This is a genomic window from Psychrobacter sp. ASPA161_9 (genome assembly GCF_051970275.1).
GTDB lineage: Bacteria > Pseudomonadota > Gammaproteobacteria > Pseudomonadales > Moraxellaceae > Psychrobacter.
Map to the genome: position 1 here is coordinate 351,587 of NZ_JBEFNI010000001.1, position 14,956 is coordinate 366,542.

The following is a 14,956-nucleotide window of genomic DNA, read 5'->3' on the forward strand; positions in this document are numbered from 1 at the left end:
TGCTCCTAAGTTCATTATAGTCATCCTTGCTTAATCGTTACCCTTATTAGCCGAGATTTTTTGCTTTTTGATGTAACCGCTTAGCTGTATCCATACCGGATAATATTGCGCCTTCCTGCCAAGCTGGAATGTGTGAGCAATGCTCCCCTGCCAGCACGATTCGATGATCAATACTGCAAATCGTATCGTAATACTGCTCACGGCTAGATTCACTCCAAAGCCCATAGCAACCGAGCGACCATGGGATACGATGCCACGCGACCGAAGTACCTGAGCGGAACTCTTTGGTATATTGTGGATGTATGTATTTACCATACTCTAATGCCGCATTAATTCGTTCTTTTGGTGTTAGAGAATTAAACTTATAGGAAGCTTCTCCAAACCCATAAGCTCCCAGTAGTACGCCTGAACCAGTAGTAAACAAGTCTTGTGAAGGATAAGATATTTGCGAGATAGGCATATCAGTATAAGTGATACCGCCATATATCCATTCATCCTCCTCCCAAAAGCGGCGCTTAAATTCTAAACCTACTTTATAAGAGCTGTCATAAGGGACGGCTGCCATCGCTTGCTTCATTGGTGCTGAGACATTGATATCAATTTGGGTTAATACTGATAATGGAATATTACAAATACACCAATCTGCACGTACAGTTTTGGTTTCACTATCGATGTTATTACTATCGACATAATCAACGGTTACACCAGTCTCGTCTTGATAAACCTTGGTGACTTTGGCATTGAACATAATCATATCGCGGCATTCACGCGTGAACGCATCACCGATTTTGCCCATACCGCCAACGGGCTGAAACATCGCTGGTTGATGCACATAAACGGTATAGTTGGCATAGATATCTGACCACATTCCCGAATTTAATAATTTGTCCATTGGTATCGGAGTCGAGGGCTTGGCATCGGGCATCAACCCGCCACCTGGATAAACGCTATAACCGCGATGCTTGCTAGTTTCATGGCTTTTGACATAGCGATAATTATTATCAAGAACGCCCCAACCTTTTAAACCTTCTAACAGTTTTTCTTTGTCTTCTTTATTAACGGTATTATCAAGGCCACCAGTATTAACCGCTTTGGATAATAACTCTGAGACATAACCGCGAATGTCACTTTGCACCTCCCCTAAACGCTGCGGCGCGCCATTAAAATGATTGGTACGATGCAAATAAGCACGGTCATTGGTTTGAATAAAAGGCTGTAATGCGACTCCGAACTTTTTACAATAATGGAATACGGCATAATGATGTACAGGCAATCGCCACGGGCCGCCATTAAAATAATTGCCTTTTTTAAAGTCGCAAGTGACCTCAGCTCCACCCAGCTCTGTATATTTGTCACCGCTGTTTAATGTCCAACTGCGTCCACCACCGCGATTTTGGTACTCAAGAACAGTCACTTTATAGCCCGCTTTACGTAACTCATAAGCCGCAGTGAGACCACCCAAGCCTGCCCCAAGGATAACGATACTTGCTCCAGCAGGCGCGCCCTTGAGATTCATTTCTTGCTTAAAGCTAGATTCAGACGCAAAGCCCAGCGTGGTCATCGCCTGATACATGGCTGTTGCTCCAGCCGTTTTGCCAATCATTGACAGCAGTTGCCGCCGTGTGGGTGATTGAAGCATATCGTTCATTATATTGTCCTTGTAATAAAGCAGGCGTGCATAGCATTAGATACTGATAAGCGTTTTTGTGATCTGTCTTGATGCTTACACTTACTTCAGTATGCGTTTAACATCAGTGGCGCTAACATCGCTGTTTGGCAGTCCACCGAAACTAACTCGCACATAATTGGCGATACTGGCAATTTGAGCATGAGTTAATTCTTTTGAAAAACCTGGCATCTTCGGCGCTGTATTTAGTGCGCCTTTAGCCCCATATGCAATGACATTAATCAGCGCATCTGGCTTAGCACGGCGAATGCTGGTTAGTCCTACGATAGAGGCATAACGTGCATCAGGCTGGGCGTAACCATCGACACCATGACAACTGGCGCAAACAGCAAGATACAATGCTTTTGACGAGCTGCTATTAGAGTTGATACTGGTATTGGCTTTTGCTTGCGCTAAATAGTCTTTTTGCTCAAGTAAGTTGTAAGTAATAGAGTCACTGGCTGGACGTGGCAAACGTGAGACATGCACTGGTATTAAGTAATCATCGGTCTTGATGGCCGGTATTACCTTTAGATAATCGGCGATTGCTATCAAGTCTTCATCGGTTAAATAGCGAGTACTGTGCGCGACTGCCTCACCCATTGGCCCACCAGCATACGCACGTTTATCAAGCTTTCCAGTACGTAAATAAATACTAATGTCTTGCTCATTCCAGCGACCAATCCCGCTATCGTTGTCAGGCGTAATGTTTGGTGCATACCATTTACCAAGCAGCGCACCAGATAAATACTTGTCTTTATCAAGACCCTGAGTAAGGTTGCGTGGTGTATGACACGTGCCACAGTGCTCTAAATTATTGACTAGATATTCACCACGTTGCTGCGTTTGCGTTAGCCCCTCACGATTTTCTGTAGAAGGTACGTTGATGACGTTCCAAGCTAACATCAAACTGCGAATATTTAACGGAAATGGTAATTTAGTGGTTTTTTCAGGTGGTTTATCAACGACTGGTACAGTTTGAAAATAAGCAAATAATGCACTGATATCGTCATCAGTCATCCCATGATAGGACGGATATGGCATGGCAGGATAAAGCTGGTAACCCGGTGCACGTCCCTTGCGCAGAGCTTTTGTAAAATCAGCTTCGGTATAATTGCCAATGCCATAACGTTTAGAAGGTGTGATGTTGGTCGAATAAATATTGCCGATAGGCGTTTCAATCGCTACGCCGCCACTATAGTCTTCACGATGACAAGCCATACAGTCAGCGGTACGCGCAACATAAGCACCGCGATTAGCGAGAGGACTATTTGCTGGGCTAACATTGGGTAAAGTTGCACTAGGAATAGGAAGGCTTATCTCTTTAGCCATCAAAGTGCTAGAGGCCATACTAAATGCAAGTGCTGACAACAGCACAGAAAACGGCTTCATAATAAACATCCTTGTATGTCGCCTATATAATGTTTAGCAAATAACGTTGAGGCAACTCTACTAAAATAAAACTATTTCACTGAAATTGCTTGCTTAATTATCTATCAAGCACGTTTTTTTTACAAAGACTCAGGAATAAAACATCTGAAGGAATAGCTGGATTTTAAGCGGTTTTTAATATCTATTATTCTCTATTACTTAGCCAGCTTCTAATAATAGCGGGCAGTAAAAAAGCGCCCGATAATATTACTGGACGCTTTTTTGTTGAGCTTTTTATTGATTACTATTGTTAGTTATTACCTAAGTAAGATTAATTATGACAAACTTATTCGCTTGGATCATAACCTGGTGGGTTGGCATGCCTTAGCTGTGCCACATCTTTAGCAGTAACGGTCTGCTTAAAACCATTTAGATCATTGACCACATATTGAGTAACAGCTGCCATTTGCTCATCGTTCATCATCATATGGAATGACGGCATTCCGCGAAAGCCATTAATCAATATGTCAATAATGTAATATTTCGACTGCATTTTACTGTTATCTGCTAGCGGTGGGTAATAGCCCGCCCCATAAGCGCCCTGACCTTCATGCATATGACAGCCTGCACAAGAGTCGTGATATAGCTTGGCGCCATTGGTAGTAATAAAGGCATTTGAACCTTCAAACTTGGTTTCCCACTCTGCAATACTTGGATCGTTTTCCATGCTTGGCAGTGAGCTGTCATCAACGATGTTGATATTAGGCGCTCTTAATTCATCACGAGTCATATACACGCCGCCCCAAGCCCCAGTATTACGACTGGCTTGATTATCAGCCGATTGCACAGTGTCTTGTTTACTAGCCAGTGTCTCTACATCATCTGCTTGTTGGCTACAGCCTAACAATACTGCAGTGCTTATCCCACTAAGCAACATCATATTGAGCATTCTGGATGTCATGTTTTTTATGCTTATATTGTCCATGATAGCCTCTGAATTTATTATAGTTATCAACATTAACCAAGCATTTTTGCTTTTTGGTGTAAGCGATTGGCTGCATCAATGCCAGATAGAATAGCGCCCTCCTGCCATGCAGGAATGTGTGAGCAGTGCTCACCTGCCAGTACAATACGGTTGTCAATACTACACAACTGATCATAATACTGCTCACGGCTTGACTCACTCCAGATACCATAACAACCTAATGTCCATGGGATACGGTGCCACACCACTGACGTTCCTGCGCGGAACTCTTTTGGATACTGTGGATGAATGTATTTACCATAAGCAAGTGCAACATTGATACGCTCTTTTGGGGTTAGCGTGTTGAACTTATAAGAAGTTGGGCCAAAGCCATATGCGCCTAGTAACACCCCTGTTCCCGTTTTAAACATGTCTTCTGAAGGGTAAGCGATTTGCGTGATAGGCATATCAGTATAGGTCAAGCCGCCAAAGATCCACTCGTCTTCTTCCCAAAAACGGCGGTTGAACTCTAGGCCAACTTTATAAGAGGTGTCATAAGGTACGGCAGCCATTGCCTTTTTCATAGGCTTTGAGACGTTGATATCAATTTGAGTCAATACGGTCAACGGAATATTACAAACACACCAATCAGCACGTATAGTCTTGGTTGCCCCATCTGGACTGTTACTATCGACATAATTGACAGTGACGCCACTTTCATCTTGATGAATCTTGGTGACTTTGGCATTAAACTCAATCATATCGCGGCACTCGCGGGTGAAAGCATCGCCGATTTTACCCATACCGCCTACTGGCTGGAACATCGTTGGTTGATGGCCATAAGTCATATGATTGCTATAGATATCTGACCACATGCCAGAATCTAATATCTCACTGATAGGTAGAGGCTTTGAGGGTTTTTCGTTTGGCATCAAACCACCACCAGGGAAAACGCTAAAACCACGATGTTTAGTAGTCTCATTGCTGGCTCTATAGCGATAGTCTTTGTCTAGCACACCCCAGCCTTTTAGGCCTTCAAGTAACTTCTCTTTATCCTCAGTATTCACCGAACGATCAAGACCTCCGACGTTAACGGCCTTTGATAGCAGCTCGGCTACGTTACCTTGTATATCGTTTTTTACATCGCCTAAGCGCTGCGGCACACCGCCAAAGTGAGTAGAGCGATGCAAATAAGCACGGTCATTGGTTTGAACAAAGGGTTGCATCTCAACGCCAAACTTTTTGCAATAGTGAAATACTGCATAATGGTGACTTGGCAAACGCCATGGTCCGCCGTTAAAGTAGTTACCTTCTTCAAAATCACAGGTAACCTCTTCACCGCCAAGCTCAGTATATTTATCGCCGCTATTAAGCGTCCAGCTGCGTCCACCACCGCGGTTTTGGAACTCGAGTACCTTGACATCATAACCTGCTTTACGCAGCTCATAGGCAGCAGTAAGGCCGCCAAGACCTGCACCAAGGATGACGATGCTAGCACCGGGAGGCGCACCTTGAAGATCCATAGATTCTTTAAAACTAGATTCAGAAGCGAATCCTAAAGTGGTCATTGCTTGATACATCGCAGTTGCGCCCGCTGTTTTACCGATCATCGAGAGCAGTTGGCGCCGCGTTGGTGATTGAGGCATGTCATTCATAATAATGTCCTTAAGTAGACTGTCGTGCGTGACGGTGTGGCAGTAGGCACTTCTCTTATTATTAGTTTGGCTTATACGCTCTGTATCCTATGCCAAGCTCTATTCCTCTGCCGTCTTGCACTTAATCTATGTCTTGTAATAAGCGTCTCATACGCATTTATAAGATTACTTGCTTGGTTGTCTGAACAAATCAATTCCAATTATCTGTGGCGCCTAGAACGTATAATCGTCCGAATAATAAATATAATAATGACGATAGCTACGATGATGCCTATTATCGCAAGCAGGCCTGCATACTTAATTAAAAAAGGTTGCTCAGGTTCTGATGCTATTACTTTATCGACATCAGCGGCACTTACATTACTGCTAGCAAGACTGCCAAAGTTCACGCGTACATAATTGGTAATACCAGCAATTTGCTGACTGCTTAACTCTTCTGAAAATCCAGGCATTTTAGGACTGGTATTGGTTGCGCCATTAATACCATGAAGAATAACGTTGATTAGACCATCTGGATTATTACGTCGGATACTACTTAGACCGATAATAGGTGCATAACGGGCATCGGGCTGACCATAACCATCGACCCCATGACAGCTACCACAAGCAGCAAGGTATAACGCTTCGGGCGAATTACTACCGCCACTAACATCCGCTTTAGCCTGTGCCAAATAATCTTTTTGAGCAAGAAGATCATGAGTGATTGATTCATTAATCGGGGTTGGTAAACGTGATGCATCGACCGGATGAATTTTGTCATCTGTTCGGACAGCGGGTACGGCTTTAAGATAAGAGGCAATTGCATTCAAATCTGCATCTTTTAGATAGCGAGTGCTGTGCGCAACCACTTCACCCATCGGACCGCCAGCAAAGACCCGTTGATCCAGCTCACCTGTACGCAAATAGGTGATGATATCTTGCTCACTCCAATTACCTATCCCACTCGATTTATCAGAGGTGATATTTGGTGCGTACCAAGTGCCAAGTTGTGCACCTGACAGATAATTATCTTTATCAAAACCCATGGTACTGTTACGCGGCGTATGACAAGTGCCACAATGAGCAAGGTTATTTACTAAGTACTCGCCGCGTTGCTGCGTTTGCGTTAGCCCCTCACGATTTTCTGTAGAAGGTATGTTAATCGCGTTCCAACCTAACATTAAGGTACGAAAGTTAAACGGAAAAGGTAAATCTGTTTTGTACTCAGGAGCTTCATCAACGACTGGTACGGTCTGCAGATAAGCAAATAGCGCACTGACATCTTCATCTTTCATGCCGTTATAAGATGGATATGGCATGGCAGGATAAATCATGTGGTCGGGAGCACGGCCTTGCTGGAGCGCTTTTTTTAGATCCGCTTCGGTATAGTTGCCGATACCATAGCGTTTTGACGGGGTAATATTGGTCGCGTAAATATCACCCATTGGAGTTTCAATTGCAACACCCCCCGTATAGTCCTCGCCATGGCAAGCCATACAGTCAGCAGCACGTGCAATATAAGCACCGCGGTTGACTAAATCGCTATTGGCAGGGCTTACATTAGGCAAGCTTGCACTTGGAGTGTTAGCTCCTTCAGCCATCACGGTGCTGGAAGTGAAACCAATAATAAGCATCGATAACATTATAGAAAGTGGCTTCATAATATCCTCATATAGCTGGCATATAGTGGCTGGAAAAATTAAGGCTGCTTAATAAAAAAGAAGTAGAAAAAGGTAGTCAACAGTTTTCAAAACTAACAGTCCGGTTCTATTCTGCCTTATTATTGTGATTAGTCCTGTATAGACTTTCAGTGTTGGTATTGGTGTTGGTTACTCGTTTATGAATAGCTATTTACATTAATTATTACAGTTATATGTCAAGTAATTTATATTTACCCTCTTAAGGTAAAACTATTTCGCTATTATTGCTTAAATATTAACCTATTTAACTCATTTTTTTACAAAAATTAAAATTTACCATTGACATATCAACTGTGACAAAATTTTCAAAATAATTAATCATATAATATTTAATAATTATCTAATAAAGGCTTTAAAAACATCTACTAAGCTTAAGTACAGTTCATTATTTTATTAAAACGATATTTAATAGTTGCATGAAAACTCACTACTTTATTCGCTTAGGCTAATTTATACAGATAGTATTGTATACATAACATATACAAATGCTGAGACAGATTTTTTAATGTAAATATATAACTCACAAATAAATAATTTATACAACATAAAAAATCAGCTGTTTTCTGTTGAAGTAAATTTGATATTTTTGAAAATAAACGACACTAAGCAAAAGTATACTATTGCTTAATAATAGGTTTTGGTTATTATGTAAGCTATTTGAGTACTACAAAAGGTATGCTGAGAATTACTATGAAATCGTTCAATTTTTCCTGCGTGCTTTTAATCATGACGCTACTTACTGGCTGCCAAGCCATTCAGTTTTTTGATAGTCCTATTCCTGTCACCTCTAACCCTAACTTAGTCAATGTTAATTCGGTTGATAATCCGTTCAATCAATAGCAATCAATATAAACAGCGCCCATTAAAAAAGCAGACATCAATATTGACGTCTGCTTTTTTATCATTATTTAATATTCGCTACTTTATACGTAATGAATATTAACTTACTATATTTTAATCAGCTTAACATGCTGGCTGATGCTTGATTATGGTCTTTGCCAAATGATCACCAAACCAAATAGCAGTATCAATATCACCTTTGCCTGGAGTTTCCTCTGGTGGTCCATCAAGCGACTGAGTCATCAAACCTAAGAAGCTTGATAGTCGGTTTAAATCATTTTCACCATGACCTGTCGGCATAAGTGGTAGCCCAATCCAGTTCATGCCATGCTGCATAGCATATAATGAAATCTGCTGTAATACTGCCAATTTGTCACCACTTAGACCACCTGAGTTAGCAAAAGCGGCTGCCCACTTACCTTCCCATTTTCGATGGTACCAACGCTTGGAGGTCTCATCCATAAAGGTTTTGAATTCAGCCGTGACACTGCCCATATATACCGCACTACCAAAAACGAGCAAATCTGCCTGATCCAAAAAATTCCAGTCAACGTCATGAACATCGACAGCTTTAGCTTGCGCCTCTGGTAATTGTTGGCGTGCACCCTCGACTATCGCTTCAGCTACGCGCTTGGTATGACCATAATTACTATGATAAATAACCGCTATTGATACAGTACGCAGGTTATCAGTATTGGAAGATTGCAAAGACGGTGCTACAGATGTATTCATACGAACTCTAATAATGGGTAATAAGTAATTAATTGAATAGTTAAAAGTTAATACTTTAAAACTTCATGAAATATGATTAATAACAATTTGAGCGGCTCACGATAATCAGTGCCATCTGGCTCATTGCTGTACTTTGCAGCGTTTAGCAGCGGTAAAGGTCACCCTTATAGTATATATATTGATAAAACACACTAAATAATATGCGGTAAGCTTCAGTAAATTCAAGCATATCAATATTAGACGCGTCTTGGTTAGCGCTTAATTTATTAGTGCACACTTTTTTTATTAGTGCATACTCTAGCGAGATTTGACAGATTATCAACCAATCTTATGTAAGTAATCAATATTAGTCTGCATAAGCTACGAGCCAGCTCCTGTTATAGTAAAAAGCGATGATAACAAACGAGCTGATTCAAATATATGTTATTCCATATTATTATATGCTAATTCTTATTCTTCTAGTGCCTTCCTGTTTACTTTAATGCTAATAAGACTATGATGTAGCGCTGATTCGTTACTCATTGTAGAACTTCAACAAGTTCTATAAATCGACATAGAATCCACACTTCTACATCCAATATTCCTAAAAATCCTTATAAAAATAACATCCGATCAAATGCATCGGAGAAGGAAGCTATTACTTTGAATACTATCACTAGAGTTCAACCGGTAAACGACACAAAAGATCCTGTTGTAAGAGAGAATCTTGCTTTAAATGCACCGCAGAAAGCGTTAATAGCGGGAGGCGCGGTTGCAGGTCTGCTGTTGCTTATTCATTTACTTGATACCCAACACATATCCCAATCATTGCTCCTTGGCATTGGTCTTTTGCTAGGCTATACCCTTTTTCATGCTCGCTTTGGTTTTACCTCCGCGTTCAGACGTATGATGGCGGTAGGCAATGGGCAGGCAATGCGCTCTCATATGCTGATGTTGGCGGTCGCTGTGACGTTGTTTGCGCCAATACTTGCCTATGGCACCACCATTTTTGGTGGGCCAGTCGCAGGCTATGTCGCACCGTTGGGTGTCAGCTTAGTCGTGGGGGCTTTCGTGTTCGGCATTGGCATGCAACTTGGTGGTGGCTGTGCTTCTGGCACGCTCTACGCGATAGGAGGTGGACGTTCTGTCATGTTTATAACGTTCATCTTCTTCATAGTCGGAGCCACGATTGGTGCTTATCATCTCCCATTTTGGACAGAAGAGATGCCAGCTTATGCACCCTATTCATTAGCTACTTCTACAGGTCTCGGTTATACAGGCGCGTGGCTAGTATCGCTTGCACTATTCGGTTTAATCGCATGGGTAACGTTAATCATTGAGAGAAAAAGAAACGCACCAAAGATGGCACCCGTGCCTTCTGAATCTGGTTGGAAACGGATTTTTCGAGGCTCTTGGCCACTGTTTGCGGCGGCAATTATTCTAGCCCTACTTAATGCATTGACCTTACTAACGCGTGGTCAGCCTTGGGGCATTACTTCAGCCTTTACATTATGGGGTTCTAAAATTGCTAGCGGTTTGGGCGTTGATGTTGCCAGCTGGGGCTATTGGCAAGGGGCTAATGCTGCCGCTCTTGATGCTTCTATCTTTGCAGATTCAACGACTGTACTAAATATCGGTATCATCATTGGCGCATTTATCGCTTCGGCAGCGGGTGGTTTGTTCAAATTTACCCAGATTACTGCAGGTAATTTTGCTGCTTCTGTGATTGGTGGACTGATGATGGGATACGGTGCGCGTCTTGCATTTGGCTGTAATATCGGTGCTTACTTCGGTGGTATCGCTTCTTTTAGTTTGCACGGTTATATTTGGGGCATACTCGCAATGGCAGGGACTTTCTTAGCATTATACTTGCGTCCGCTATTTGGACTGTCAGTACCGAAGTCCAATGATTCTGTGTGCTAATAATAAGTAATCAGATTGAATCGACAATAAAAAATAGCAGGTTTTAGGCTGCTATTTTTTATTTCTATATACCCCAATATTTTTTTCAAGCATTGTACCTAAATGGCTAAACTGCGCACGACAATCAATGCCATTCGCCCTGTAGCTGGCTGCTGCAAATGCGTCTGGCGCCGATAAGAATAATAACGAGGATCAGCATAGCTACAGTCAATATCTGAATCGTTAGAGACACAAATACCTAACGTTTCTAATTGATAGGCAGCAAGCTTCGGTAAATCTAGCTTTATCTTATCGCTGCCATCAATAGAATTGGCTGGTATAGAAAATAGCGCGGCAAAATTATCCAGATGCTCGGTTGATAACGAGTTACTTTCTATACAACCTGCTAATAACTTATCTCGAACTTGGCTACCTACTTCATAGTGCGCTTGGCTAATACTAACGCCAATCCAAGCTATAATCTGCCCTGCTGACTCAAAACGCTCAGCAGTAGTCTTAATAATGCCACACGCCAGCCCTTGCCAGCCAGCATGAATAGCTGCTATCTGTCCACTTGCTGGTTGATATAAGACAATAGGTACGCAATCTGCGGTCATGATAGCTAGACCCAGTTCAGCTTGCTGACTGACTAGCGCATCAGCATCTACCGGACGCATACTCAGCGGACTGACATCAACATCATGAATCTGCTTACCATGAACCTGATTGACCCAGTGTAAGCGTTTGATAGAGGCACGCTGCTGCGTTGCTAATTGCTGGTTGATAGCAGCTAATAGACGCATACGATTATCTAATACTTGTGCAGGGTTATCAGCGACATGCAATCCAAGGTTCAACTCACCATAGCTTGCTTGCTCTGTTTGCAGCATTTTTTGAGATTTCTGATTATACGTCTCAGACTCTGTACTTTTAAAATCAGCACCTTCAAGACCTGGATTTTTAAAATCAGTATCCTCAAAATCAGCCGTTTGCAAGGCTGCTGTCTGAAACACAGTCACATCATCAAGCTGTGCCAGCATCGTCAGGGGAAGTTTGTCTGTCATATCTTATTCGTCATCATAGCCATCACTTAACACTGCCATCAACTTCTGCATATCTTCAGGAATAGGTGTCGTCACTTCGATGTCCTCACCCGTCGTCGGATGAACAAAGCCTAGGGTATAGGCATGTAATGCTTGACGCGGAAAATTACTAATCGCATTGCGCTGAGCCTCTGTCAAGCCTGCTCGTAATTGACGACGACCACCATAGACGCGATCACCCACAATTGGATAGGTAATATGACTTAAATGCACACGAATCTGATGGGTACGTCCAGTCTCAAGCCCTACATCTAATAGACAATAATTATCATTAAGGGCAGTGACGTTTAACAAGTGCGTGACCGCTTCACGCCCAGCTGTCATAACAGTCATCTTGGTACGCTGATTACGATGACGGCCAATCGGTGCATCAATACGACGATGGCGCATCAGGCTTGCTTGATCGCCAGCTACTACACATTGATAATGACGATAAACAGATTTGTCTTTCAACTGTTCCATTAAAGCCATTTGAGCGGGTTTGGTTTTGCCAATAAGCAATAACCCAGAAGTATCTTTATCAATACGATGTACCAGACCTGCACGCGGCAAATGATGCTGCTGCGGATAGTGATACAGTAGCGCGTTGACCAAAGTGCCAGTCTGATTACCAGCGCCAGGATGCACCACCATACCCACAGGCTTATTGATGACCAATACGGCGTCATCTTCATAAACCACTTCAATATCGATATTTTCTGGCTGATCTTCGCTGTGCTGCTGCAGTGTCGTCGAGAGATGTATAACGTCTCCCGCTTTGACGCGTTGCTTAGGCTTTTGCACGCTGCCATTATATAACAAGCTGCCGTCGCTAACCCAGCCCTGGAGCTGCGCACGCGAGAAGTCAGTGAAAACTTGTGAAGCAAGCTTGTCTATACGTAAACCCGCTTCATTTTCAGTAACGGTATAGGTCATATCAATAACTTGCGCTATAGCTTGTCCAGCTATAGAATTATCGTCACCTTGCTCTTCATCATGACTTTCATCATCGTCGTCATCGATTTCTTCATAATCTAGAGCCGACTCATCGTCAAGCAAATTTTCATCAATTAAAGCATCGTCAAGTAAGTCGCCATCGTTTAACAATTCATCCTGTACGGATGGTAGTTGCGCTGATAGTTCAGTATCAGGTATCTGTTTCGGTGTTATATTTGTGGTCATAGCATTATTATTCGTAGCAGATTTATAGGTGACAATTTCCATAAATGAAAAAGTCATAAGGAGTAACTTCATAAAGCTATAAAGCCGCAATTCATAGGGTATTAAAATTAGAACCCTAAAAAATCACAATAAAAAGTCGGTTAAATATCGCTATAGTGTAACATGCCAAGAGCCTTTAGCCCTACAGTTGCGAGTACTTATCTATCATCTTCTATCGAGACATATGCCACTAGACGTTCTAACATATAACTCTCTATAATATAACGTTGCCGTAATTTACTGTATATTCGGGAATAATAGCAATATTTGTCGTCGCCCATCAAAGTCGCTCATGCTAAACTATTCAAAATTTATCATATGACGCTTTACTGATAAGCATAGCCATCAAACTTTGCAACAATAAAAAGGATAACTGTCTATAAATATAGTGCTGATTAATTGTAATTTGACTACAAAATAGCGCACGAAAAAATAGACGAAGGAAACGTTATTCTATAAAGTAATCGTGGTTTTGCTGTATGCTATGCCGCAGCTATGTTCAATTATGAGCAATTATTTACTTGATACCTTGCTGTTTTATACCTTTGTTGTTTTGCACGTTGTTATCTTATAGCTTGATAGTCAGCTTTTTATCATTAACTTTGTTCTTAGTATGATAGCGCCACCGCTATTATGCGCCTTGTGTCGGAGAAGAAGTATGCGCCCTATTGGCAACACATTTATCAAAATCTCATCAATAACCTTGCTTGCCATAAGTGTAAACTTGGTAGGCTGTCAGACTTTTAAAAACCTGACTAGTAAAGACAGCGATGCGGTCGAAACTGCTGAAAAGTCAGAGCAAGGTTACTATAGTGATGCTATTGCTCAAATCGATAAGGGACGCTATATACAGGCTATCGAAGACCTGACTAATTTACGTACTTTTTATCCTACAGGGCAATATGCTGAGCAAGCACTGCTTGACACAATGTATGCTCAATATGCAAGTGGCAGCTTTGAAACAGCAGCGGCAAGTGCTGATCGATTTATTAGCCTCTACCCTGCTAACCCGCAAGTCAGTTACGCATATTACGTACGCGGTGTGGCCAATATGCAAGGCTCATCTGAAGGTATTAAACTGTTTAAGCTTAATCAGTCTGAACGTGATACTGCCTATTTTCGTATCGCCTTTGCTAACTTCCAAGAGCTTATCAATAAATACCCCAACAGTCCTTATGCGCCCGATGCAGCGCAACGTATGACTTTTATCTATAATCAATTTGCTCATAGTGAGTTGACCGCTGCTAACTGGTATATCGAACGTAAAGCGCATGTAGCCGCTGTAAATCGTGCCAAATGGGTATTCCAGTATTATCCACTGAGCGAAGCCGTACCAGAAGCGATCGCTATCCTTGCTTACAGCCATCAGCAGTTAGGATTGACGGACTTAGCGAAAGAATATAAAACCCTACTCCAGATCAACTATCCAGAATGGCTTACTAGCGATGGGCGTGTCAGGTTGTCTACCAAGGCTGACCGTTCATGGTTGAATAAACTAACCTTTGGACAGCTTGGTCGTGCCAGCTTAAAAGATACACCGCTTAGCAATGGTGAATATACTGGAGCAACCAAAACTCAAATAGTTCGAGCGGCTACTCAGCTTAGATTGCCAGCTACTAATGCTGCTTCTCCAGTTGCTAGTGGTGCGCCAACTCGTCGCAATACTGGTGTTAATATAGGTTTGGGTTTACCTGAAAATGTGACTGAGCAAGTATCTAGTCAAGGTAGTCCAAGTGCTGCGGCAACAGAAGCCACCGTGAATCCACAAAACATGAATCCAACTCGCAGTACTATGTCACCTACTGATGATACTGTAGATATGGACGATGACAATTAAATTATCTAGGTAATTGTTATACCTTTAA

At 42.1% G+C, this 14,956-nt stretch carries 10 protein-coding genes; 2 read left to right on the forward strand and 8 right to left on the reverse strand.

The genetic code is table 11. The features are described 5' to 3' along the window. Positions 1 to 46: 46 nt before the first annotated feature. The 6 genes from ACTQ9S_RS01315 to ACTQ9S_RS01340 all read right to left on the reverse strand — a co-directional run bounded on the left by ACTQ9S_RS01315 (position 47) and on the right by ACTQ9S_RS01340 (position 8,907). Positions 47 to 1,648, reverse strand: coding sequence for a flavin monoamine oxidase family protein (locus tag ACTQ9S_RS01315; RefSeq protein ID WP_440453404.1), 1,602 nt, complete (start codon positions 1,646 to 1,648; stop codon positions 47 to 49). Positions 1,649 to 1,729: 81 nt separating this feature from the next. Then, entirely contained in the window at positions 1,730 to 3,058 is a 1,329-nt protein-coding gene (locus ACTQ9S_RS01320; protein WP_440453406.1) for a cytochrome c, read from the reverse strand. Positions 3,059 to 3,383: 325 nt separating this feature from the next. Next, positions 3,384 to 3,998 carry a c-type cytochrome gene (locus tag ACTQ9S_RS01325; protein WP_440453407.1) on the reverse strand — a complete coding sequence of 205 codons (615 nt, stop codon included), beginning with the start codon at positions 3,996 to 3,998 and terminating at the stop codon, positions 3,384 to 3,386. Between the two features lie 56 nt (positions 3,999 to 4,054). Continuing rightward, complete coding sequence (locus ACTQ9S_RS01330; RefSeq protein ID WP_068036012.1) at positions 4,055 to 5,656, reverse strand: NAD(P)/FAD-dependent oxidoreductase; 1,602 nt, start codon at positions 5,654 to 5,656, stop codon at positions 4,055 to 4,057. Positions 5,657 to 5,856: 200 nt separating this feature from the next. Then, positions 5,857 to 7,296, reverse strand: a complete 1,440-nt coding sequence (locus ACTQ9S_RS01335) for a cytochrome c (RefSeq protein WP_440453409.1) — start codon at positions 7,294 to 7,296, stop codon at positions 5,857 to 5,859. Between the two features lie 1,002 nt (positions 7,297 to 8,298). Continuing rightward, entirely contained in the window at positions 8,299 to 8,907 is a 609-nt protein-coding gene (locus ACTQ9S_RS01340) for a flavodoxin family protein (protein ID WP_068327963.1), read from the reverse strand. Positions 8,908 to 9,549: 642 nt separating this feature from the next. Here ACTQ9S_RS01340 and ACTQ9S_RS01345 point away from each other — a divergent pair. Continuing rightward, positions 9,550 to 10,809 (forward strand): YeeE/YedE family protein, encoded by a 1,260-nt coding sequence (locus ACTQ9S_RS01345; protein ID WP_068327965.1) that lies wholly within the window; start codon positions 9,550 to 9,552, stop codon positions 10,807 to 10,809. Positions 10,810 to 10,907: 98 nt separating this feature from the next. Here ACTQ9S_RS01345 and pgeF read toward each other — a convergent pair whose 3' ends face one another. Beyond that, the gene (pgeF, locus tag ACTQ9S_RS01350; protein WP_440453411.1) at positions 10,908 to 11,852 is read right to left on the reverse strand and encodes a peptidoglycan editing factor PgeF; all 945 of its coding nucleotides are present in this window, start codon (positions 11,850 to 11,852) and stop codon (positions 10,908 to 10,910) included. Between the two features lie 3 nt (positions 11,853 to 11,855). Next, entirely contained in the window at positions 11,856 to 13,052 is a 1,197-nt protein-coding gene (locus ACTQ9S_RS01355) for an RluA family pseudouridine synthase (RefSeq protein WP_440453413.1), read from the reverse strand. 697 nt (positions 13,053 to 13,749) lie between these two features. On the opposite strand from ACTQ9S_RS01355, the gene ACTQ9S_RS01360 reads away from it, so the two are divergent. After that, a complete protein-coding gene (locus tag ACTQ9S_RS01360) occupies positions 13,750 to 14,928 on the forward strand; it encodes an outer membrane protein assembly factor BamD (RefSeq protein ID WP_068036023.1) in 1,179 nt (392 codons plus the stop codon). The last annotated feature ends 28 nt before the right edge of the window (positions 14,929 to 14,956 follow it).